Annotated in this window: 23 protein-coding genes; 13 read left to right on the forward strand and 10 right to left on the reverse strand. The window is 60.9% G+C overall.

Annotation, left to right across the window (positions count from 1 at the left end):
- The first annotated feature begins 41 nt into the window (after nucleotides 1-41).
- The 4 genes from ccoG (at nucleotide 42) to CEW83_RS02165 (ending at nucleotide 2,557) form a co-directional block, all read left to right on the forward strand.
- Nucleotides 42-1,469, forward strand: a complete 1,428-nt coding sequence (gene ccoG / locus CEW83_RS02150) for a cytochrome c oxidase accessory protein CcoG (protein ID WP_420094089.1) — start codon at nucleotides 42-44, stop codon at nucleotides 1,467-1,469.
- Nucleotides 1,470-1,481: 12 nt separating this feature from the next.
- Nucleotides 1,482-1,994 carry a FixH family protein gene (locus tag CEW83_RS02155; RefSeq protein WP_108947879.1) on the forward strand — a complete coding sequence of 171 codons (513 nt, stop codon included), beginning with the start codon at nucleotides 1,482-1,484 and terminating at the stop codon, nucleotides 1,992-1,994.
- A 23-nt stretch (nucleotides 1,995-2,017) separates the two neighbouring features.
- Nucleotides 2,018-2,173 carry a DUF3149 domain-containing protein gene (locus CEW83_RS02160; protein ID WP_108947880.1) on the forward strand — a complete coding sequence of 52 codons (156 nt, stop codon included), beginning with the start codon at nucleotides 2,018-2,020 and terminating at the stop codon, nucleotides 2,171-2,173.
- 138 nt (nucleotides 2,174-2,311) lie between these two features.
- Nucleotides 2,312-2,557, forward strand: coding sequence for a hypothetical protein (locus CEW83_RS02165; RefSeq protein ID WP_108947881.1), 246 nt, complete (start codon nucleotides 2,312-2,314; stop codon nucleotides 2,555-2,557).
- 129 nt (nucleotides 2,558-2,686) lie between these two features.
- Here the strand turns inward: CEW83_RS02165 and CEW83_RS02170 are convergent, their stop codons facing one another.
- Nucleotides 2,687-3,130, reverse strand: a complete 444-nt coding sequence (locus tag CEW83_RS02170; protein WP_108947882.1) for a universal stress protein — start codon at nucleotides 3,128-3,130, stop codon at nucleotides 2,687-2,689.
- 121 nt (nucleotides 3,131-3,251) lie between these two features.
- Here CEW83_RS02170 and CEW83_RS02175 point away from each other — a divergent pair, with 121 nt between their 5' ends.
- A complete protein-coding gene (locus CEW83_RS02175) occupies nucleotides 3,252-4,661 on the forward strand; it encodes an MBL fold metallo-hydrolase (protein ID WP_108947883.1) in 1,410 nt (469 codons plus the stop codon).
- A 145-nt stretch (nucleotides 4,662-4,806) separates the two neighbouring features.
- Complete coding sequence (locus tag CEW83_RS02180) at nucleotides 4,807-6,492, forward strand: PHA/PHB synthase family protein (protein WP_108951138.1); 1,686 nt, start codon at nucleotides 4,807-4,809, stop codon at nucleotides 6,490-6,492.
- Between the two features lie 119 nt (nucleotides 6,493-6,611).
- Here CEW83_RS02180 and CEW83_RS02185 read toward each other — a convergent pair whose 3' ends face one another.
- On the reverse strand, nucleotides 6,612-7,298 hold the full coding sequence (locus tag CEW83_RS02185; RefSeq protein WP_108951139.1) for a Crp/Fnr family transcriptional regulator: 687 nt from the start codon (nucleotides 7,296-7,298) through the stop codon (nucleotides 6,612-6,614).
- 121 nt (nucleotides 7,299-7,419) lie between these two features.
- Between CEW83_RS02185 and CEW83_RS02190 the strand changes: the two genes are divergently transcribed.
- Nucleotides 7,420-7,809, forward strand: a complete 390-nt coding sequence (locus CEW83_RS02190) for a SirB2 family protein (protein WP_108947884.1) — start codon at nucleotides 7,420-7,422, stop codon at nucleotides 7,807-7,809.
- A 17-nt stretch (nucleotides 7,810-7,826) separates the two neighbouring features.
- Here CEW83_RS02190 and fnr read toward each other — a convergent pair whose 3' ends face one another.
- A complete protein-coding gene (fnr, locus tag CEW83_RS02195; protein WP_108947885.1) occupies nucleotides 7,827-8,567 on the reverse strand; it encodes a fumarate/nitrate reduction transcriptional regulator Fnr in 741 nt (246 codons plus the stop codon).
- 122 nt (nucleotides 8,568-8,689) lie between these two features.
- Here fnr and hemN point away from each other — a divergent pair, with 122 nt between their 5' ends.
- Together hemN and CEW83_RS02205 are read left to right on the forward strand one after the other, a co-directional pair.
- Entirely contained in the window at nucleotides 8,690-10,081 is a 1,392-nt protein-coding gene (hemN, locus tag CEW83_RS02200; RefSeq protein WP_108947886.1) for an oxygen-independent coproporphyrinogen III oxidase, read from the forward strand.
- Between the two features lie 68 nt (nucleotides 10,082-10,149).
- Nucleotides 10,150-10,863, forward strand: a complete 714-nt coding sequence (locus CEW83_RS02205) for a sulfite exporter TauE/SafE family protein (protein WP_108947887.1) — start codon at nucleotides 10,150-10,152, stop codon at nucleotides 10,861-10,863.
- Nucleotides 10,864-10,904: 41 nt separating this feature from the next.
- Here CEW83_RS02205 and CEW83_RS02210 read toward each other — a convergent pair whose 3' ends face one another.
- Complete coding sequence (locus CEW83_RS02210) at nucleotides 10,905-11,315, reverse strand: MerR family transcriptional regulator (protein WP_108947888.1); 411 nt, start codon at nucleotides 11,313-11,315, stop codon at nucleotides 10,905-10,907.
- Nucleotides 11,316-11,386: 71 nt separating this feature from the next.
- Between CEW83_RS02210 and CEW83_RS02215 the strand changes: the two genes are divergently transcribed.
- The 4 genes from CEW83_RS02215 to CEW83_RS02230 all read left to right on the forward strand — a co-directional run bounded on the left by CEW83_RS02215 (nucleotide 11,387) and on the right by CEW83_RS02230 (nucleotide 14,949).
- Nucleotides 11,387-13,621: a heavy metal translocating P-type ATPase gene (locus tag CEW83_RS02215; RefSeq protein WP_108947889.1), complete on the forward strand. Its 2,235-nt coding sequence runs from the start codon at nucleotides 11,387-11,389 to the stop codon at nucleotides 13,619-13,621.
- A gap of 30 nt (nucleotides 13,622-13,651) precedes the next feature.
- The gene (locus CEW83_RS02220) at nucleotides 13,652-13,861 is read left to right on the forward strand and encodes a heavy-metal-associated domain-containing protein (protein WP_108947890.1); all 210 of its coding nucleotides are present in this window, start codon (nucleotides 13,652-13,654) and stop codon (nucleotides 13,859-13,861) included.
- 49 nt (nucleotides 13,862-13,910) lie between these two features.
- Nucleotides 13,911-14,438 (forward strand): inorganic diphosphatase, encoded by a 528-nt coding sequence (gene ppa, locus CEW83_RS02225; protein WP_108947891.1) that lies wholly within the window; start codon nucleotides 13,911-13,913, stop codon nucleotides 14,436-14,438.
- Nucleotides 14,439-14,661: 223 nt separating this feature from the next.
- Nucleotides 14,662-14,949 carry a hypothetical protein gene (locus tag CEW83_RS02230; RefSeq protein WP_108947892.1) on the forward strand — a complete coding sequence of 96 codons (288 nt, stop codon included), beginning with the start codon at nucleotides 14,662-14,664 and terminating at the stop codon, nucleotides 14,947-14,949.
- Nucleotides 14,950-15,018: 69 nt separating this feature from the next.
- Here the strand turns inward: CEW83_RS02230 and CEW83_RS02235 are convergent, their stop codons facing one another.
- The 6 genes from CEW83_RS02235 to CEW83_RS02260 form a co-directional block, all read right to left on the reverse strand.
- Nucleotides 15,019-15,696, reverse strand: coding sequence for a type 1 glutamine amidotransferase domain-containing protein (locus CEW83_RS02235; RefSeq protein WP_108947893.1), 678 nt, complete (start codon nucleotides 15,694-15,696; stop codon nucleotides 15,019-15,021).
- 150 nt (nucleotides 15,697-15,846) lie between these two features.
- Nucleotides 15,847-16,881: an NADP-dependent oxidoreductase gene (locus CEW83_RS02240; protein ID WP_108951140.1), complete on the reverse strand. Its 1,035-nt coding sequence runs from the start codon at nucleotides 16,879-16,881 to the stop codon at nucleotides 15,847-15,849.
- A gap of 13 nt (nucleotides 16,882-16,894) precedes the next feature.
- Entirely contained in the window at nucleotides 16,895-18,052 is a 1,158-nt protein-coding gene (locus CEW83_RS02245; RefSeq protein WP_108947894.1) for an iron-containing alcohol dehydrogenase, read from the reverse strand.
- A 114-nt stretch (nucleotides 18,053-18,166) separates the two neighbouring features.
- A complete protein-coding gene (locus CEW83_RS02250; RefSeq protein ID WP_108947895.1) occupies nucleotides 18,167-18,760 on the reverse strand; it encodes a TetR/AcrR family transcriptional regulator in 594 nt (197 codons plus the stop codon).
- A 77-nt stretch (nucleotides 18,761-18,837) separates the two neighbouring features.
- Nucleotides 18,838-19,107: a hypothetical protein gene (locus CEW83_RS02255; protein WP_108947896.1), complete on the reverse strand. Its 270-nt coding sequence runs from the start codon at nucleotides 19,105-19,107 to the stop codon at nucleotides 18,838-18,840.
- A gap of 222 nt (nucleotides 19,108-19,329) precedes the next feature.
- Nucleotides 19,330-20,460 carry a GNAT family N-acetyltransferase gene (locus tag CEW83_RS02260; RefSeq protein ID WP_108947897.1) on the reverse strand — a complete coding sequence of 377 codons (1,131 nt, stop codon included), beginning with the start codon at nucleotides 20,458-20,460 and terminating at the stop codon, nucleotides 19,330-19,332.
- Nucleotides 20,461-20,500 lie beyond the last annotated feature (40 nt).

The following is a 20,500-nucleotide window of genomic DNA, read 5'->3' on the forward strand; positions in this document are numbered from 1 at the left end:
GTTTTCAATCATAAAAATAAGAATCCACTAATAAAGCGATCATGAACAGCACAGCCCCGAACTCTCAAGCCAAGGTCCCACCTCCACCACCTGAACAGGATTCCCTGTACGCGGTACGACAGAAGGTCTACATGCGCGCGGTTACGGGCATCTTTGCAAACTGGCGATGGGCGCTCGTCTGGTTTACCCAGATCCTCTTTTACGGATTGCCCTGGTTGATGTGGAACGATCGGCAGGCTGTTCTGCTGCATCTGACAGAGCGAAAGTTCTATATCTTCGGCTGGGTGTTCTGGCCGCAGGACGTGTTCTTCCTGGCAATCCTGCTGATCATTTCCGCTTACGGTCTGTTCTTCTTCACTGCGATTGCCGGTCGCCTCTGGTGTGGCTACGCGTGCCCGCAGACGGTGTACACCGAAATCTTCATGTGGATCGAGCAGAAGATCGAGGGTGACCGCAACAAGCGAATCAAGCTCGACAAGGCGCCGCTGAGCGCGAAAAAGGTCGGGATCAAGCTGGCCAAGTACGGTGCGTGGGCCGCGGTCTCGATCTGGACCGGATTTACCTTTGTCGCCTATTTCTCGCCGCTCAGCGAGTTGCTGCAGTCGGCCACGACCTTGAGCTTCGGCCCGTGGGAGCTGTTCTGGATCCTGTTCTACGGTGGTTTCACCTACCTGTTTGCAGGGGTCATGCGTGAACAGGTGTGCAAGTACATGTGCCCGTACGCCCGTTTCCAGAGCGTGATGTTCGACCCCGATACACTGGTCATTACCTATGACGACGCACGTGGCGAACCGCGTGGTCCGCGCAAGAAAGGTGCTGATCCGAAAACACTCGACAAGGGCGATTGCGTCGATTGCGGTATCTGTGTCCAGGTCTGTCCGACGGGTATCGACATTCGTCAGGGCATGCAGTACGAGTGCATCGGTTGTGCTGCCTGTATCGACGCCTGTGATCAGGTCATGGACAAGATGGAGTATCCGCGGGGGCTGATTCGCTATTCGACCGAGAATGCGATCAAGAAGGGCTGGGGCAACAAGGAAATCATTGCCCACGTGTTCCGGCCGCGCACGCTGATCTACGGTTCGGTCCTGATCCTCATCAGTCTCGCCTTCGTCTGGGCGCTCGCTACGCGTGACCCCTTGCGAGTCGATGTGATCCGCGATCGCGCGTCGCTTGCCCGTGAAATCGAAGGCGGCATGATCGAAAACGTGTACCAGCTCCAGGTGATGAACATGACGGAGAAGGCGCGTACCTTCGTGTTTTCGGCCGCGGGACTGGAAGGTATCGCCATTGGTGGCGAGCATCGCATGGAAGTTGGCTCTGCCGGCACGCAAGCGGTGACCCTGCAGGTCCATGTCCCGTATGATTCGGGCAAGCCCGGCGCGAACGAAGTCTTCTTCGAGGTCTACCCTGAAGATGAACCGAGTCTCAAGCTGCGCGAGAAGACAACATTCCTGTTCCCTCGCTGAGACTTCCTGACAATGAGTGTATTTGTGTCCGACAAGAAACCCGACCCCTGGTACAAGCAGGGCTGGCCCTGGTTCCTGATCGCGTTGCCGGCAACCGCAGTTGTCGCCGGTACCATCACCATGGTGATCGCAGTCAGAACCTGGGACGGGCTGGTCGTTGATGATTACTACAAAGAGGGCAAGGCGATCGTTCAGACGATCGGCCGCACCGAGCGGGCACGTGAGCTGGGGCTGAAGGCCCTGGTTCAGGTGCGCAGCGAATCGGTACGCATCGAGGTGGCGGCTGCCGACATCGACAACGTACCCGGTGTCATTCACCTCACGATTGCGCATCCGACCCAGGGCGGGTCCGATCAGGAACTGGTCCTGAACGGGCAGGGTGGCGTGTTCGAGGGCGCTGTGGCGCCCCTGAGTACGGGCCGCTGGTTGTTTCAAATCGAAAATGAGTCCCGCAGCTGGCGCATGAACGGGGCCGCTTACCTCCCGACAGAGACGGAAATCAGGATTGATCCATCTGGTTCTTAACCCGTCGAAGAAGGAGTCTCATCATGGCCTGGAATGAATTGTTCAGCACCGATATCGGTCTGCTCAGTCTGTTTACCATCGGTTTTGTACTGGCGATGGCGGTGTACATTTATCGTTTTGCAAAACGGCATATTGCCGAGGATGAGCAAAAAGAGAGAACATTGGGGCACCATTCGTAATTCAATGAGTTGGCTGGCTGTAGTCGCCAAACGCAGGCTGGCACAAATCGATTCCTGCTGGCTTGCGTAGTGCTGCTACCAGTGCGTGTCAGACGCTGGAGCAGGTCCCGTTTCATGGCACGGTAAGGAGGAGTTTCCATGCAGAAATTGATTCAGGTTCTGTGGCCGTCTTTTCTGGTGGCCGGCGTGGTGGAGGCGATATTCTTTACCGTGATCAACCCTCGGGAGCTGTATTTTTTCGGGTCGCCGGTTCATCTCGACATGCTGGCGACCTATTCCATCGGGTTCTTCGCGTTCTGGCTGATCTGTGCGGCATCGAGCCTGACAACGGTCTATTTTCAACGCACTGCGGCGGAAATCAATCACCTCGAGTCAAAGCAGTAGCCGGTCTGCGCTGGCCGTGACCTGAGCCGCGCCCGGTTGGAGCGCTTCATGGTTTCCGCAGGAAAGCGTGGAGCAAAAAGGGAACGGCCCGCACAGCGGGCCGTTCCCTTTTTTGCTGGATAGCTGCTTTCAGCGGTAGACCAGTACCGGCGTCGTACCGTGTGTCAGCACTTTCTGTGTTTCGCTTCCGAGCAGCAGGCCCGCGATGCCTTTGCGCCCGTGAGAAGCCATGAAAATCAGATCGCAGCCGTGGCGTTCCGCTGCGTCGATGATTGCCTCATAGGGCACCTCATTGACCAGCGTGTCGGTTGCGGCGAGAACACCGGATGCATCCGCCACTGCTTTCGCGCTCGCCAGAATGCGTTCGGCTTCCTGTTGTGCCGACTTGGCGAACTGCTCGGGCGTGGTGGGGTCTATGAGAGCACCTTCGCCGTAAATCGGCATCGGGAAATCCGGTTGGGCGTAGAAAAAGGTGATTCGTGCGCCCGCATCTTTGGCGAAGGACACAGCACGTGATACGGTGCCTTCAGAAAGGGGCGAGCCGTCGGTAGGTACGAGAATATGTTTGAACATGTAAGTACTCCATGGGTCGCGGTGTGTATCCAATTATAGCCACCGATGCATCGCTCCCGGGCTTGATCAGGGTCAACCCCGCATCAGACGGGAAGGTTGATGCTGTTATCGGAGGTGCATCATGGACATCACGTTTTATGGCGCGGCCGGTGAAGTCACCGGTTCCTGCGCAGTGGTCCGACATGACGGCGGTGCCTTCATGGTCGACTGCGGCATGTTTCAGGGGGGGCGCGAGGCCGGGCTCAAGAATCTCCGGGCGCTCGATTTCGACCTCGATTCCATCGACTTCGTCCTCCTCACGCATGCGCATCTCGATCATACGGGGCTGGTTCCGCGGCTGATCGCCCTTGGGTACAAGGGACGGCTCCATGCGACGGATGCAACGGTCGATCTGCTCGGCGTCATGCTGCTTGATTCGGCATACATCCAGGAAAAGGAGTTCGAGTGGGCGAGTCGTCGCAACCGCTCGCGTCACGGACGTCGGAGTTCCGCCGCGGCGCCGCTGTACACGGTCGAACAGGCGCGGGCCAGTCTGCACCGGCTTCAACGCGTCCAGTACGATGCACTCATTCACCCCGGGAAGGGGGTTTCCTGCCGCTTTCGCGACGCAGGGCACATCCTGGGGTCTGCGATCATTGAAGTGGATGTGATGGAGGGCGGCGCCACCCGACGGCTGGTGTTCTCAGGTGACCTCGGTCAGCCCGATCGCCCGGTGTTGCGTGATCCCTATCAGGTCCGCGCCGCGGATTACCTGTTTATTGAAACGACGTACGGCAATCGCGCTCACCGCCCCTTGAACGAGACCGAGGACGAACTCGTTCACGCCCTCAATGACACGCTTCAGCGCAAGGGCGGCAACGTCATCATTCCGGCCTTTGCGGTCGGGCGTACCCAGGAGGTGCTGTTCATCCTTGCAAAGCTGGTACGGGCGGAGAAGGTGGCGCGACTCGAGGTCATCGTCGATTCGCCAATGGCGACGGCGGTCACTGATCTCACGATGCAGCACGAGGCGCTGTGGGATGACGAGACCCGTGAGCTTTCTTCCTGGATGACGGCGAATTCAGACCGCTTTCACCTGCGGTTTGTCGCCGACGTCGAAGAGTCGATCGCGCTCAACCATCAGCGCGGCGGGCTGGTGATCATCTCGGCGAGCGGCATGTGTGATGCCGGGCGGGTGAAGCACCATCTGCGATACAACATTGACCGCAAGGAGTGCTCAGTCATCATCGCCGGTTTTCAGGCCGCTGGCACGCTGGGGCGGCGACTGGTGGACAAGGCACGCGTCGTCACGCTTCTTGGCGACAAGGTGCCGGTGAGGGCGGATGTTTATACGATAGGCGGCTTGTCCGCGCACGCGGACAAACCTGCGCTGCTCGAATGGATGCATCATATTGAAACGCAGCCGCGGCAGACTTTTCTGGTGCATGGCGAAACCGAGGCACGTGCGGCGTTTGGCGCCGCCGTGGCCGAGCAGCTGGGCTGGTCCGGCTTGACCGAGCCGGTCGCCGGAGAAACCTATCATCTGAGTTGAGGTGACAGCCCAGTCTGTTTACCGCTTGAGATTCAAGGAGCAAGAAATGGCCAGAGCAAGCAAGAGCACAGGCAAACGGCCTGCATCGGGCAGGACCGGAAGGCGTGCCGAAGATTTCAACCCGGGACAGGTCGTCAAGCGCGCCATGCGCGAACTCCATGACGGCGTGGAAGGTACGGTGGATCCACTTGGAATGGCCGCGCCGCTCGTCCATGCCCAGCTTGCATGGCTGGCGCATCCACAGGAACTGGCGGAGCGCTTCACCCGACTGTCGACGGACCTGTGGAAACTGCAGCTGCACTCGGTCAATCGCATGCTCGGGCTGGCGAGTTCGGACCCGATACGTCCTCACTCCGACGACGCGCGTTTTGCCGATCCCGTATGGACGGAGTATCCGACCTGGGATTTGAGCAAGGAGTGGTACCTCGCTTTCACCCGCAACATGCAGGACATGCTTTACGACACCCCCGGGCTGGCGAGCAAGGAGCGCAGGCGGGCGGCATTCTGGTGGCGTAATCTGCTCAACGCGATGGCCCCCACGAATTTCTTGTGGACCAATCCGGTAGCGATGCGCAAGGCCGTCGAAACCAACGGTGAAAGCCTGACCAATGGCTTCAAGAATTTCCTCGAGGACCTCAAGGCCGGTAATGTCCGGATGACCGACCCGGACGATTTCCATGTTGGCGAGAATCTCGCCACGACGCCAGGCGAGGTGGTCTTTCGCAATAACCTGCTGGAGGTGATCCACTACGCGCCGACGCAGCCAAAGGTGCATGCGAAGCCGATCGTGATCGTCACGCCGTGGATCAACAAGTTCTACATTCTTGACCTGGTGCCGCGCAAGAGCATGATCCGCTTCCTCCTCGATCAGGGGATGGATGTCTTCATTACGAGCTGGAAGAACCCCGGCGCGTCCATGCGCGATTGCAGTTTCGACGATTACCTCACCGAAGGCGTGCATGCCATCATCGAGTGCGCGCGAAGCTTCACCAGGCAGGACAAGGTGCATGCAGTTGGCTACTGCATCGGAGGCACTGCACTGTCGATGTACATGGCATGGGCAAACCGCCATTTCCCTGAGGACCAGGTGCCGGTTGCGGACTGGACCCTGTTGACCACGCTCGTCGATTTTCACAAGCCGGGCGACATCGAGGTGTTCATCGACGAAGCCAGCATCCGCTACATCATCGACAACATGGCCAGCAAGGGCTATCTCGATGGCAAGGAAATGGCTTCCGCATTCCGCCTGCTGCGCTCGAACGGCCTGATCTGGCATTACGTTGTGCAAGGCTGGCTGTACGGCGAAACGCCGCCGCCATTCGACGTGCTGTACTGGAACATGGATACCACGCGTATGCCGTACGCGATGCATTCGTGGTACCTGCGCGAGCTTTACCTGAACAACAAGCTGATCCATCCCGACGCACTCGAGGTGGCGGGTGAGCCGCTCGATCTCGGCCGTATCACGCAGCCGCTCTACGTCGTTTCCGCAGAGGACGATCACATCGCGCCGTGGCTGCAGACTTTCCGTGTGATTAACCATGTCACCGGTCCCAAGCGCTATGTGCTCTCGAGCTCAGGCCACATTCTTGGCATCGTCAATCCGGTCGTCACGCCGCCCAAGCGCAAGTTCTGGGCCGGTGAAGCGCATCGCTCGGATACGGCCGAGCAGTGGCGCAATCGCACTGAAGAGCAGGCGGGCAGCTGGTGGACCGACTGGATGGACTGGGTCAAACCCCACGCCGGAGAGCTGATCGAGGCGAGGCCGGCGGCAAGCGAGCAGTTTCCTTCGCTCGCACCGGCGCCGGGAACCTATGTGCTTGAGTCCTGAGTGCGCTGGCGCGTGAAGGCTTCGGCTTTCAGCACCCGGGTATCGTGAAAGACGGCCTCTTGTTCGTTCAAGAGGCCGTTGCTTTTCGGGGGACGGCAAGGACTTGAGCGGGCGAAGTGCTACCCGCTGTAGCGCGACAGTGCCTGCGGATTGTGAAGCGTGATGCGCTTGCCGTGAACGGTGATGAGACCATGGTCTGCCAGGTCGTGAAAGATCCGCGAAAGGGTCTCGGGCGTCAGGTTCAGCCGTGACGCGATGACCTGCTTGCTCGTGGGCAGGGAGATGTCGCAAGCCTTGGTGCCATCCTCTTCGGTTTGCTGGAGGAGGTAACCGATCACGCGCTGTGTGCTCGAGCGCAGGGAATAGGTTTCTACGTCGCGCACCATGTTATGCAGGCGGACCGCCATGCCTGCCAGAAGCTTGCGTGCAAACTGCGGATCCTGATCGATCAGGTCGGATACGACGTTCTGGCCGATATGAAGCAGCGACATGTCGGTAAGCGCTTCGGCAAAAACGGGGTAGGGGCGGTTCATGAACATCACCGCTTCGCCAAAGCTTTGCTGCGGGCCGACGATCTCGACCACTTTCTCGTTGCCCTGAGCTGACGAGAAGCCGAGCTTGAGCTGCCCTTCGGTGACGAAATAGAAACCGTGGGCAACGTCGCCGCGCTGAAACAGCAGTTCACCCTTGCCCAGGCGGCGTTCGCGGGTATAGCGTGCAACACGTTCCAGCTCACTCTCCGACAGCTCCCCGAACAGGGAGATCTGACGGAGCTGGGTAAGGATGTCTGCGGCGGTCTGGTTCATTCCGTGCTCCTGCATTTCACTTTCGATTCTAGCCTGCGTGGCTGAATCCTGTTTGTTCTGTCATTGTTCGGCGCCCGACCAGGGCGCACCGGTCAGCATTTTCCCCGAGGAGGAACGAAAGATGTATCAGGCGATCAAGCACATCCACGTCACCTGTGTGATTCTGAGCCTTGCCGGCTTCGCGCTCAGGGGAGTGTGGATGCTTGTTGACAGCCGTCTGCTCACACATCGTCTGACGCGCGTCCTGCCGCATGTGGTCGATACCGTGTTGCTTGGCAGTGCGATCACGCTGGCGGTGATGATCGAACAGTACCCGTTGCAGGCACCGTGGGTGACGGCCAAGGTCATTGGCCTGATCGTCTACATCCTGCTGGGCGCCGTTGCCCTGAAACGTGGCCGAACGCGCACCGTGCGCGGGGCTGCGTTTGTTGCTGCGCTGCTCGTGTTCAGCTGGATCGTGTCGGTCGCGCTCAGCAAGAACGTCGGCGGCTGGTTCGCCGTCTTTGCCTGAGCGCGACAGTCCGGCGCTCAGCGCGCGCCGGGCTGGTGCTGAATGAGTTTCTTGAGACCGTCGTTGTCGAGAATGCGGATATGTTTCTGCTGCACCGCGACGAGGCCGTCTTCCTGAAAGCGGGAGAAGGCACGCGAGACCGTTTCCAGCTTCAGGCCCAGATAGGAGCCGATCTCTTCGCGGGTCATGCGCAGGTGAAACTCGGCGGCCGAGAAGCCACGAGCGGTGAAGCGCTGCGACATGTTGAGCAGGAAGGCCGCCAGACGCTCTTCCGCGCGCATGGAGCCCAGCAGCATCATCACGCCGTGATCGCGCACGATCTCGCGGCTCATGACCTTGTGGAACTGGTGCTGAAGGCCTTCGATCTCGCGGGACAGTTCTTCCAGCTTGGCGTAGGGAATGACGCAGACCTCGCTGTCTTCGAGCGCAACCGCATTGCACGAGTGGAACTCGGTGCTGATGCCGTCGAGCCCGATGATCTCGCCGGTCATCTGGAATCCGGTGACCTGCTCGCGACCATCTTCGAGCAGAACGTCGGTCTTGAAGGAGCCTGCACGGATCGCATAGATGGCTTCGAAGAGTTCGCCTGCGCGATAGAGCGGCTGCTGACGCTTGATCTTCCGACGCCCGCCGACAAGTTCGTCGAGGCGGTTGAGTTCAGTGTCAGTCATGCCGAACGGCAGGCACAGCTCCAGCAGATTGCATTGTGAGCATGCGGTTTTGAGCCCCGCCGCGGTGATCGGCACCGTCGCCTTCATTTGCACTGTAAACTTGCTCCGATTCCGGATTGGGGGTAGTCAGAATGTTGCCGTTGATCCAAGTCAACCACAAAACGCCGGCTTTCTGCCATTGTTAAGTAACACATCGACGCAGCCAGACCATGACCAGCCAGACAGACCTAATCTTTGATCCCCAGTTGATTCGACGATTCGACATCAACGGGCCTCGCTATACGTCGTATCCCACCGCAGACAGGTTTGTGGAGGCATTCGATGCACAAGCACTGACAGACTGGCTGGGAAAACGTGCCGTTGGCGGTGTGAGCCGACCGCTGTCATTATACTTCCACATCCCCTTTTGTAACACGATCTGCTATTACTGCGCCTGTAACAAGATCATCACCAAGGATCATGGCAGGTCTGCCAAGTATCTGAATTACCTGGAAAAAGAGATCGAAATGCAGGCGGCGGCCCTGGGGGGGACACGTCAGGTCACGCAGTTACATCTCGGGGGTGGAACGCCGACCTTCCTCTCGCACGCGGAGATGCATCAGTTGATGGATGCGGTCCGCAAGCACTTCAACCTGGTGCCGAATGGCGAGTACTCGATCGAGGTCGATCCGCGCAAGGTGGATTTCGACACCGTCGAAATGCTGGCCAACCTCGGCTTCAATCGCATGAGCGTCGGCGTGCAGGACTTCGCCGAGGACGTGCAGATTGCGACCAACCGCGTGCAAAGCGTCGAAGAGACGAAGCTCGTCATCGACGCGGCGCGGGCAACCGGCTTCAAGTCGATCAGCATGGACCTGATCTATGGTCTGCCCAAGCAGAATGTGATCAGCTTCAACCGCACGCTGGAGCAGGTGCTCGAACTCTCGCCCGATCGAATCTCGCTGTACAGCTACGCGCACCTGCCGGGACTGTTCAAGCCCCAGCGCAGGATCATTCCGATCGACCTGCCGTCAGCGGACTCCAAGCTTCAGATTCTGCAGCTTGCCATCCGTCGCCTGACCGACGCCGGCTACGTCTATATCGGCATGGACCATTTCGCGAAGCCGGATGACGAACTGACCGTGGCGCAGCGGCAGGGGCGCCTGCACCGCAATTTCCAGGGCTATTCGACCCAGGCCGAGTGCGACCTGCTTGCCTTCGGTGTGTCGGCGATCGGCAAGATCGGTCCGGTCTACGCGCAGAACGTCAAGACGCTCGACGAGTACTACGATGCCCTCGATCGCGACGAGCTGCCCGTACTGCGCGGCATTGAGCTCACCGCCGACGATCTCCTCCGGCGCTCGATCATCCAGGCGCTGATGTGCCATTTCGAGCTGTCGATCGAGTCGATCGAGATTGCACACCTCATCAAGTTCCATGAGTACTTTGCTGACGAGATCGCCGACCTCAAGGAAATGGAAGAGGCTGGGCTGGTGAAGATCGACAAGGACTGGATCAGCGTGCTGCCCGCGGGCCGTCTGCTGGTGCGCGGGATTGCGATGTTCTTCGATCGCTATCTGCGCTCGGATCGCGAGCGCGCCCGTTACTCCCGGGTGATCTGACCGGGCGGGGAGGCGCGGTGCAGCGTAGAATGCGCGCACCGCATCAAACGCTTCATAGCTGATTGAACATGCCCGAAACCGGTTATCTCGCCGTCTTCCTGATCGGCCTCCTTGGAGGCACTCACTGTGTATCGATGTGCGGCGGCATTGTCGGAGCGCTTACGGTACAGGTGCAGACGCCATCGAGTCGCAGTCGGCAGTGGCCGATTCATCTCGCCTACAACCTTGGCCGGATCACCACCTACACCTGCATTGGTGCCGGACTCGGCGCGCTGGGCTCGGTCGGCATGCTCTACGATGGCGTTCTGCCGGTCCAGATCACGCTCTACGTGCTCGCGAACCTCATGCTGGTGGCGCTCGGGCTCTATCTCACCGGATTCACCAAGCTGCTCGTTCCGGTAGAGCAGCTCGGTCACCGCCTGTGGCGCCGCATTCAGCCGCTGAGCCGTCGCTTCCTGCCTGCCCGCTCGGTCAAGCAGGCCTTGCCGCTTGGCCTGCTGTGGGGCTTCCTGCCTTGCGGACTGGTGTATTCGGTGCTGGCGACTTCCCTGGTAACCGGCTCTGCGCTGCGTGGTGGGGGGCTGATGCTGGCTTTCGGGCTTGGCACATTGCCCAACCTGATGCTGGCCGGCATGCTGTTCAAGCGTTTTCGTGACATCACGCGCAATGGCAAGGTCCGCTTCGCCTCGGGCTTGCTGGTGCTCGGCTTCGGCGTGTTTGGCCTGTTCCACGCCCAGACGCTGGGCGGGCAACTGTGGAGCGGAGTGGTGTGCGCGGTCTGAGCGCCGCCTTCAGAGCAATGGTTCAGCGCTGACGCGAGGTCTTACTCGCTCGACAGTGCGCGAAGGATCGGACAGGGGGCGGGGGCATCAGTGCGCTGACAGCACCCAACCAGTTCGGTGAGCGCGTTGCGCATTTCCTGCATCTGCCGGATGCGGGCATCCAGCAGTTCGATCTTGCTTCGCGCCAGTGCGCGCGCGCGGTCGCGGTCGGTGTCCTCGTTGAGCGCCAGCAGGTCATCGATTTCTTCAAGCGAAAACCCCAGTTGCTGTGCCCGGCGAACCGCGCGCAGACGGGCAAGTTCGCGCTCGCCATACACCCGATAGGCGCCGCGTTTCTGCTGAGGTTCTGCGAGCAGGCCACGGCGTTGATAGTAGCGGACGGTTTCCACGCCCACGCCTGCTGCCTTTGCAAGTGCGCCGATCGTAAGCCCCTTGCTTGTTTGCTCATTCATTGCTTGACTCCGTACATGAGTACGGGGTTTACACTGCGCTCTATCGAATCGTCCCGCAAGGGAGAAACTCAATGACCGCACAATCAACATCATCGGCAGGTCCGGCGCAATCAGCGTCCGCTAACGCAACGCTTGAACTCGCCATCAGCGGCATGACCTGTGCTGCATGTTCCACCCGCCTCGAGAAGGTGCTCAATCGCCTTCCCGGTGTCGAGGCCACGGTCAATCTTGCAACCGAGCGTGCAGTCCTCCACTTTGAGCCTGGCGCGCTTACGCTCGATGCGGCGAAAGCAGCCGTCGAACGTGCCGGATTTGGTGCGAGCGAGGCGGCCACCATTGTGCGTGAAGAGGCCCGTGCGAAGCAGAAAGCGGCGTGGGACGTCGAATTGCGGCATTTCTGGATTGCTGCGGCGCTCACCCTTCCTCTGGCGCTGCAGATGCCGGCCATGTTCGGCCTGTGGCCGGGCGGTGAGGTGCAGCACGACCTTGTACCGCGCTGGCTGCAGCTGTTGCTGGCAACGCCCGTCCAGTTCTGGCTTGGTGCGCGCTTCTATCGTGGCGCCTGGGCCTCGCTGCGCGGTGGCGGTGCGAACATGGACGTCCTCGTCGCGCTCGGCACCTCAATGGCGTATTTCTACAGTCTCGTGGTGACGCTGGCTGGACGGCACGATCTGCACGTGTATTTCGAAGCCTCGGCGATGATCATCACCCTGATTCTGCTCGGCAAGCTGCTTGAGGCACGGGCCAAGGCCCGCACCACGGCAGCGCTCGATGCCTTGCTGCGCCTGCAGCCGAAAATGGCGCGTATCGAACGCGATGGCATGCTGGTCGAGGTGCCGGTCGAGAGCCTGTCACCGGGTGCGGTGTTCGTGCTGCGCCCGGGCGATGCCGTACCGGTGGATGGCGTGGTCGAGGAGGGCAATTCGGCCCTGAACGAAGCCATGCTCACCGGAGAAAGCCTGCCGGTGGACAAGCAGCCGGGCGACAAGGTGTTTGCCGCCACGGTGAATGGCGATGCCGTGCTGCGTTGCCGTGCCACCGGCGTGGGTGCCAGTACCCTGCTGGCGGGCATCATCCGCCTGGTCGAGCAGGCGCAAGGCTCGAAGGCGCCCGTGCAGCGTCTGGCGGACCGCATTGCGGCGGTATTCGTCCCAGTGGTCGTGGCCATTGCCAGCCTCACCTTTGCAGCATGGTGGCTGTGGTCGGGCGATTTCCAGCTGGCCCTGATCAATGCAGTGGCAGTGCTGGTGATCGCCTGCCCGTGTGCGCTTGGCCTTGCAACGCCGACGGCGATCATGGTGGGTACGGGGCAGGGCGCGCGCGCCGGGATGCTGGTAAAGAACGCCGAGGCCCTCGAGCTGGCAGAGCGGCTGACGGTGCTCGCGGTGGACAAGACCGGGACCGTGACCGAAGGCAAGCCGGCCGTGACCGATGTTGTACCGACTGGAGGCTGGACAAGATCGACCCTGCTTGCGGCGGCTGCGGCGCTCGAGCAGAGCAGCGCCCATCCGATTGCCGCTGCGGTGGTTGAGGCCGCGCAGGCCGAGGGGCTGACGCTGGAGCGGACGAACGATGTTCGCGCCGTCGCCGGAAAAGGAGTGGAAGGCAGGGTGGGCGATCAGCTGGTCATGCTGGGCGCGCCCGCCTTTCTGGTGGCGCAGGGCGTTTCCGTTCCCGACGCAGACAGTACGCCGCTCGCCGCCGAAGGCAAGACGCTCGTCGCCGTGGCCATCGACGGCATGTATGCGGGGGTGATTGCGGTTGCAGATCGCGTACGCAGCGACTCGGCTGGCGCGGTCGAACGCCTGCAACGAAACGGTGTGAAAGTGGTGATGCTGACCGGTGATCACCCCGCAACGGCGAAGGCCATTGCCGAGCAGACGGGCATTGCGGAGTGGCGCGCCGGGGTTCTGCCGGCAGACAAGGCTGCTGCGGTGAACGCGCTGAGGGCGTCAGGCGAGCGTGTCGGCATGGCGGGCGACGGCATCAACGATGCGCCGGCGCTGGCGGCCGCGGACGTGTCGTTTGCGATCGGGGTGGGCGCCGACGTCGCGGTCGAGGCGGCGGACATCACCCTGGTGCGCAACAGCCTGCATGGTGTGGCCGATGCCATCGACCTGTCGCGCGCGACCTTGTCGAAGATTCGGCAGAACCTTTTCTTTGCCTTTGTCTACAATGTGCTCGGCATCCCCCTTGCTGCAATGGGGATGCTCAATCCCGTAGTGGCCGGGGCGGCGATGGCCATGAGCTCGGTATCGGTGGTCAGCAATTCATTGCTGCTCAAGCGCTGGAAGCCTGGGCGGTGAAAGCGGGTTGTTTCTCAAGGAGAATGAACGGTGACTGAAGTGACGATCAAGGTGGCTGGCATGAGTTGTGGCGGCTGCGTGCGCAACGTAACCGGCGTGCTCAAGGCGCTGGCCGGCGTGGATGACGCCGAGGTATCGCTCGAACAGGCCACGGCGACCGTGCGGTTCGACCCTTCGAAGGTCGATGTTGCCGGTTTGCGCCAGGCTATCGAGAATGCCGGCTTCGACTCGCCGGCGTGACCCGCTCTTATATCTTATAATTCGGACACTTTTTCCACGGGAGGGTTAAATGGGCTTAGACCTCGTAAAAGCCGGCAAGGACTTGCCGAACGATATCAACGTCATCATCGAGATCCCGGCGCAAGCCGATCCGATCAAGTTCGAAGTCGACAAGGAAAGCGGCGCAGTTTTCGTTGACCGCTTCATGGGTACTTCGATGCGCTACCCGATCAACTACGGGTACGTGCCGCACACCGTTGCTGGCGATGGCGATCCCGTGGATGTGCTGGTTGTGACGCCGTTCCCGCTGTTCCCCGGTGCAGTCATCCGCTGCCGTCCGGTGGGCGTGCTCAAGATGGAAGACGACGGCGGCATGGATGCCAAGGTTGTTGCAGTCCCCGTCTCCAAGCTCACCCCGCTGTACGACAAGGTGCAATCCACCGACGACCTGCCGGAACTGCTGATGAAGCAGACCGTGCACTTCTTCGAGCACTACAAGGATCTCGAGCCCGGCAAGTGGGTCAAGATCCTGGGCTGGGGCACGGTTGATGAGGCCCGTCAGGAGATCCTCAACGGCGTGGCCGCCGCAGCCAAGTAAGGCTTGCGACCGGCCCGGGCCGGTCTCGCACAAAAACCCGCTTTCGAGCGGGTTTTTTTATGTGGGACTGCCCGTGTCGTTGCCTTTCGGCAGCCACCGGTGCACACGCGCTTGTCGCCGTCAGGTCGTCAAAGGATCATAATCAGGGTGTTGAAACGACGATGATTGGCGATTGCCTCCGTCAATTCCTGCGGTGGTGCTCGCCATAAGGGGGCGTGTCATCATGAGCCACAAACATCTGAACCTGCTGCGCACGATCTTTCAAGACCCCGTCAACGGCAATATCCACTGGCGAGAAGTCGAATCCCTGCTGCAGAACCTCGGCGCAAGCGTCGAACCGGCGCATGGCGCGAGATTCCGTGTCGTGCTGAATCAGGTCGAATTCTTCCTGCATCAACCTCATCACAGCAGTACGTGCACCAAGCAGGACATCAAGATGCTGCGAGAGCACCTCGCGCATGCCGGCGTCAGTCCGTCTGCCTACGAAGAGCAAGCCAGACAGCAACAGTAGCCATGCGGTCCGGACACGCTCAGCCCGTTTCCACGGGCTGAGCGTGCTGCCGCTTGCATGGACCGAACTTCAGGCCAGCAGTTGCAGCAATGCCTTTGCGGCCGGTTCGGACGAGGCGGGGTTTTGCCCGCTGATCAACAGGCCGTCAGTGACGACGTAAGGCTGCCAGTCCGCTGCCTTGGCGTACAGGGCGCCGCTCTCCTTGAGCATGTCCTCGACCAGGAATGGCACCACCTTGGTCAGGCCAACGGCCTCTTCTTCGGTGTTGGTGAAGCCGGTGACCTTCTTGCCTTGCACGACCGGAGCGCCGGCGGCGGTTTTCGGGTGGCGCAGCACGCCGGGTGCATGGCAGACGGCAGTAACCGGTTTGCCGGCAGCCAGCATGCCCTCGATGAGCTTGATCGAGGCAGGGTCTTCTGCCAGATCCCATAAGGGGCCGTGCCCGCCGGGGTAGAACACGGCGTCGAACGCTGCCGCGGACACGCTGTCGAGCCGGCGTGTGTTGGCCAGTTCGTTCATGGCTGCCGGGTCGGCCTTGAAGCGTCGGGTTGCTTCGGTTTCGAAGGCGGGATCGTCACTCTTGGGGTCAAGCGGTGGCTGTCCGCCGAGGGGCGAAACCAGGGTGAGAGTGGCGCCGGCTTCCTTGAAGCTGTAGTAAGGGGCCGCAAACTCTTCGAGCCAGAATCCGGTTTTCTCTCCGGTCGAGCCGAGGGTGTCGTGTGAGGTCAGTACCATGAGAATGTTCATTTCCTGCTCCTGATCGTATAGCAATGTCTTATTGGGCCGGCGTGGGACCGGGCGCCCGGGATTTCCATCCATGGGCGCCGTCCTGCACGCCTGCATTGGCTCATCGCCCCTGCATCTGCGTCTGCGCCTGCGCCTGCGGGGCGAGATTGATCATGAATTTGCGACGCGTACCAGCAACTTGCCAAAGTTACGCCCTTCGAGCAGGCCCATGAAGGCTTGCGGCGCATTCTCTAGGCCGTCCACGATGTCCTCGCGGAACTTGATCTTGCCTTCCTTCAGCCAGGCACTCATCTGGGTGAAAAACTCGTTGTAGCGATGGCCGTAGTCATCAAAGATGATGAAGCCCTGCATCTTGATGCGCTTGACGAGCAGCGTGCGTGTGAGCAGGCCGAGGCGGTCGGGCCCAGCGGGCAGTTCGGTGTCGTTGTAGTGGGAGATCATCCCGCACAGCGGAACCCGTGCGCCGGTGTTGAGCAGGGGCAATACCGCGTCGAAAACCGCTCCGCCCACACTCTCGAAATACACATCGATTCCGTTGGGGCATGCCGCGGCCAGCGCAGCTGGCAGATCGGGGCTGCGGTGATCGATGCACGCATCGAAGCCGAGCTCCTCCACCACATAACGACACTTCTCGCTGCCGCCTGCGATACCCACCACGCGGCAGCCCTTGAGTCTCGCGATCTGGCCCACAAGTGCGCCTACGGCGCCGCTGGCGGCGGCGACCACGACCGTGTCCCCCGCCTTTGGCTGGCCGATGTCGAGCAGGCCCATGTAGGCGGTGAAGCCGGGCATGCCGAGTACGCCGAGCGCCATCGAGGGCTGAGCCATGTCTGGAGCGAGCTTGATCAGGCCGGTGCCATCCGAGATGGCGTAGTCCTGCCAGCCGGAAAAGGAGAGTACGAGGTCGCCCGCCTGATAGTCAGGATGTTGAGATGCCTCGACCTTTGCGACCGTGCCGCCGACCATGGTTTCGCCGATGCCGACCGGCGCTGCATAGGACGGACCGTCGCTCATGCGGCCGCGCATGTAGGGGTCGAGTGACAGATACAGGGTGCGCAGCAGCACCTGACCCGCTGCTGCTTGCGGAATCGGTGCTTCGTCGATGCGGAAGTTGGCGTCGACCGGCGCACCGACAGGGCGCGAGTTGAGCAGGATGCGGCGGTTGCGGGTGGTGTTCTGTTTCATCTGTTCAGTCATTTCAGCGTGCCCCTTCCAGAATGGTCCGGCTGACGGCCGGGGTGATGTCCTTGTGCTCGCCAAGCTTCGTCATGCCGTGGACCTCGAGCTGGGCGACGATGTTGTCGATGGCCTCAGTGCCGAGCTCGTAGTCGGCGAGCCGGGTCTTGACGCCGAGCGACTCGAAGAACTGCGCGGTGCGGCGGATGGCCTCGTCGATGCGCTGGTCCTCGGTACCGCTGTCGATCTGCCACACGCGGGCGGCGTACTGCAGCAACTTGTCGCGCTTCTGTTCGCGCTGAACGTTCAGAAGCGAGGGCAGTACGATGGCCAGGGTGCGGGCATGGTCGATGCCGTGAGCCGCCGTGAGTTCGTGACCGATCATGTGCGTCGCCCAGTCCTGAGGTACGCCGGCGCCGATCAGTCCGTTCAGTGCCATCGTCGCAACCCACATCAGGTTGGCCCGTACATCCGCGTCTTCGGGGGTCTCAAGGGCTTTTGGTCCGATCTCGATCAGGGTTTGCAGCAGACCTTCAGCAAAACGGTCCTGCACCATGCCGCCGACGGGGTAGGTGAGGTATTGCTCGACGGTGTGTACAAAGGCGTCGACCACGCCGTTGGCGATCTGTCTGCGCGGCAGGGTGTAGGTCTTGCTCGGGTCGAGCACCGAGAAGCGCGGGAACACGTGGGGGCTCAGGAAGGCGAGCTTGGTCTGGGTTTCGCTGCGGGTAATGACCGCTCCGCAGTTCATCTCGGAACCCGTCGCGGGCAGGGTCAGCACGCTGCCGAAGGGCAGTGCGCCCTCTACATTCTGGCCGTGGGTGAGCAGGATCTCCCACGGATCCCCGTTAAAGTTCACTGCGGTCGCGACGAACTTGGTGCCGTCGATGACCGAGCCACCGCCCACCGCGAGCAGGAAGTCGAGCTTTTCGCTGCGGATCTGCTCGACCGCCCGCATCAGCGTTTCGTAGGTCGGATTCGGCTCGATGCCGCCGAATTCGCGCACCGTTCGTGCGCCCAATGCCGATTTGACTTCATCCAGCGTGCCGTTCTTCTGCGCGCTGCTGCCGCCGTAGAGGATCAGCACACGGGCGTCCGATGGCACCAGCTCGGCGAGGCGGGAGATGGTTTCAGTGCCGAAAACGATTTTCGTCGGGTTGTAGAATTCAAAATTCTGCATTTATATATTTCCTGTAATAGACCGGTCGTCTTGGTGTTGGGTAAAAGTCGGCTTGTGAGGGTGATGCATAGCCGGAGAGGGTTTGAATAAACGGTAGAGCGTCTGTTCTGACGCTCAGGGAGCCTGTTTCAGCAGTTGCCGGGTGGTGGTCATGGCCGCTTCGAGCGCACTGCTGTCACGACGGATCTTGGTCAGTACCGTTGCACCCAGCCAGAGGTTGTAAAGCGTCAGGGCGCACTTGTCGGCATCGATTTCGGCGGGCAGTGAGGCGTCCTGCTGTGCCTCCCGAATGCAGCCGGCGATGAGTTCGACAATGCTGCTGGTGCCGCGCGCAAGTGCAATCCGCATCGGCTCCGAGATGTCTGACACTTCTCCGCCCAGTTTTACCGCGAGGCACTTACCGTCGGTGCCGTCGCTGGCCTGGGTGTCGAGCCACTGCTGCCAGTAATTCATCAGGCGCTCGCCAGCCGATCCGCCGCCGCTGTTCAACAGGTCGGACAGGCGCGAGCGATAGCTGGAGAAATAGCTGTCGAGCAGCGCTTCGCCGAACGCTTCCTTGGATTTGAAGTAGTGGTAGAACGAACCCTTGGGTACGTCGGCAGCCGACAGCAGTTCGTTGAGCCCGACGGCGGAGAAGCCCTTTCCCAGGATGATGGGTTTGGCGGTATCGAGAATGTGCTGACGCACGTCGGTGTGTTCGGTGACCATGGGGCGAACGATACACTCCATTAGACCGGTCGTCTAGTGCCTGGCTCCGTGCGGGGGCAGTTTTTCTGTAATGAAGCTCAGATCGGCGTGATCTCGCTCATGCGGCACTTGGCAGTGCCAAGGTCGGTTGAAACAAGCAAGGGATAGACGGCACCGTGATAAGGCCCGAACGTGCCGATGTTGAAGCCGATTACGCGGCCTTCGACCTGTCCGATCCGTACCCGGCGGCCAATGCAGTAGCCGTCCTGTATGGCGCTTGCGATGGCATGTTCGATGGAGCCATGCCAGTGGTTGGGGTCTTCGTTGCTGCGATCGCCGTCAACGATGACAAGTTGCGTCCTGTTCATGATGGGCCTCTGTCAGTTGTTCCAGACGGATTGCTCTTGCTATTACTAACGGCAACTGCGTCCCGGTCTTGACTTACTGTCGACTCAATAGTGCGCTCATGTTGTGCGCTTTGACACGATTGATCGATTTTTCGGTACGCAGAATCGCGATTTGTCGCTTTTTTGCAATCTTCGTGTGATTCATAGGGTGCCGGGTGATGATTCCCGGTGGCGCTGGACGCCTCATGTATTGCGAAAAGGCGAGCGTTCGGAGAGCTCGTCCAGATAGAACTGGATGCCAGTGCTCTCCTGCTCCAGAAAGCGGTCGACCGCATCGCGAAAGCGCCGGTCTGCGATCCAGTGGGCCGAGCGGGTGACGACCGGCTCAAGACCGCGCGACAGCTTGTGCTCGCCCTGGGCGCCGCCTTCGAAACGGCTCAGGCCATGGCGAATGCAGTAGTCGATCGCCTGGTAGTAGCACAGCTCGAAGTGCAGGAAGGGCAGGGGCTCGGTCGCACCCCAGTAACGTCCGTACAGGGCTTCCCCGTCGCAAAGGTAGAAGGCGCCCGCAAGCGCTTCGCCATCGCGCTCGGCGAGCAGCAGACGTACGCCGTCCGGCATGTCGCGGGCCAGCGTGGTGAAGAAGTCGGGGGTCAGATACGGGGTCGAGCGGTGCAGGGCGTAGGTCGTGGCGTAACAGCGGTAGAAGAACGCCCAGTCGGATGCAGTGGCCGTATGTCCGTCGAGCCAGCGTATCGACAGTCCGTGGCCTCCGGCGCGACGGCGCTCCTGGCGGATCTTCTTGCGCTTGTCGTGGTTGAGGTGGGAGAGGAAAGCGTCGAAGTCGGCATACCCGGCGTTATGCCAGTGAAACTGCACGCCGTTGCGCAGCATCATGCCGGCTTCGCGCATCCAGAGGCCTTCCTCCTCGGTCGGAAACAGCAGGTGGAAAGACGACAGTCCGCTGTCCGCCGCCAGTGCGAGCACCGCGGCGAGCAGCGTCTTGCGGTCGTCCGTGCTGCGTCCGAACAGGCGCGTACCGGGGATGGGGCAAAAGGGCAGGGCGGATAGCCATTTGGGGTAGTAATCGAGGCCATTGCGCGCGTAGGCGTCTGCCCAGGCCCAGTCGAAGACGTACTCGCCGTAGGAGTGGACCTTCAGGTACAGCGGCATGGCCGCGACCAGTTCGCCATCGTGCCAGAGGGTGGCGTGCTGTGGCGTCCAGCCGGTTTTTCCACCAACACAGCCGGTGCTTTCCAGCGTGCTGAGGAATGCGTGGGACAGGCAGGCCTGTCCGCCAGCGATGGCGTTCCATTGCGCAGCTTCGATGTCGACGAGGGATGGGATGAGATGGAAACCGTTTTTCTCGGACATTTTTCTGTCTTTACTGTCGGGCGGTGTTGGATGGCTCGCG

Origin of the sequence: Parazoarcus communis, assembly GCF_003111645.1 — a bacterium.
Taxonomy (GTDB): Bacteria; Pseudomonadota; Gammaproteobacteria; order Burkholderiales; family Rhodocyclaceae; genus Parazoarcus; species Parazoarcus communis_A.

Excerpts from the sequence above, each read along its gene's own strand:
- ccoG (WP_420094089.1), top strand. The coding sequence starts at position 42 with ATGAACAGCACAGCCCCGAACTCTCAAGCCAAGGTCCCACCTCCACCA.
- CEW83_RS02155 (WP_108947879.1), top strand. The coding sequence starts at position 1,482 with ATGAGTGTATTTGTGTCCGACAAGAAACCCGACCCCTGGTACAAGCAG.
- CEW83_RS02160 (WP_108947880.1), top strand. The coding sequence starts at position 2,018 with ATGGCCTGGAATGAATTGTTCAGCACCGATATCGGTCTGCTCAGTCTG.
- CEW83_RS02165 (WP_108947881.1), top strand. The coding sequence starts at position 2,312 with ATGCAGAAATTGATTCAGGTTCTGTGGCCGTCTTTTCTGGTGGCCGGC.
- CEW83_RS02170 (WP_108947882.1), bottom strand. The coding sequence starts at position 3,130 with ATGTTCAAACATATTCTCGTACCTACCGACGGCTCGCCCCTTTCTGAA.
- CEW83_RS02175 (WP_108947883.1), top strand. The coding sequence starts at position 3,252 with ATGGACATCACGTTTTATGGCGCGGCCGGTGAAGTCACCGGTTCCTGC.
- CEW83_RS02180 (WP_108951138.1), top strand. The coding sequence starts at position 4,807 with ATGCGCGAACTCCATGACGGCGTGGAAGGTACGGTGGATCCACTTGGA.
- CEW83_RS02185 (WP_108951139.1), bottom strand. The coding sequence starts at position 7,298 with ATGAACCAGACCGCCGCAGACATCCTTACCCAGCTCCGTCAGATCTCC.
- CEW83_RS02190 (WP_108947884.1), top strand. The coding sequence starts at position 7,420 with ATGTATCAGGCGATCAAGCACATCCACGTCACCTGTGTGATTCTGAGC.
- fnr (WP_108947885.1), bottom strand. The coding sequence starts at position 8,567 with ATGAAGGCGACGGTGCCGATCACCGCGGCGGGGCTCAAAACCGCATGC.
- hemN (WP_108947886.1), top strand. The coding sequence starts at position 8,690 with ATGACCAGCCAGACAGACCTAATCTTTGATCCCCAGTTGATTCGACGA.
- CEW83_RS02205 (WP_108947887.1), top strand. The coding sequence starts at position 10,150 with ATGCCCGAAACCGGTTATCTCGCCGTCTTCCTGATCGGCCTCCTTGGA.
- CEW83_RS02210 (WP_108947888.1), bottom strand. The coding sequence starts at position 11,315 with ATGAATGAGCAAACAAGCAAGGGGCTTACGATCGGCGCACTTGCAAAG.
- CEW83_RS02215 (WP_108947889.1), top strand. The coding sequence starts at position 11,387 with ATGACCGCACAATCAACATCATCGGCAGGTCCGGCGCAATCAGCGTCC.
- ppa (WP_108947891.1), top strand. The coding sequence starts at position 13,911 with ATGGGCTTAGACCTCGTAAAAGCCGGCAAGGACTTGCCGAACGATATC.
- CEW83_RS02230 (WP_108947892.1), top strand. The coding sequence starts at position 14,662 with ATGAGCCACAAACATCTGAACCTGCTGCGCACGATCTTTCAAGACCCC.
- CEW83_RS02235 (WP_108947893.1), bottom strand. The coding sequence starts at position 15,696 with ATGAACATTCTCATGGTACTGACCTCACACGACACCCTCGGCTCGACC.
- CEW83_RS02240 (WP_108951140.1), bottom strand. The coding sequence starts at position 16,881 with ATGAAACAGAACACCACCCGCAACCGCCGCATCCTGCTCAACTCGCGC.
- CEW83_RS02245 (WP_108947894.1), bottom strand. The coding sequence starts at position 18,052 with ATGCAGAATTTTGAATTCTACAACCCGACGAAAATCGTTTTCGGCACT.
- CEW83_RS02250 (WP_108947895.1), bottom strand. The coding sequence starts at position 18,760 with ATGGTCACCGAACACACCGACGTGCGTCAGCACATTCTCGATACCGCC.
- CEW83_RS02255 (WP_108947896.1), bottom strand. The coding sequence starts at position 19,107 with ATGAACAGGACGCAACTTGTCATCGTTGACGGCGATCGCAGCAACGAA.
- CEW83_RS02260 (WP_108947897.1), bottom strand. The coding sequence starts at position 20,460 with ATGTCCGAGAAAAACGGTTTCCATCTCATCCCATCCCTCGTCGACATC.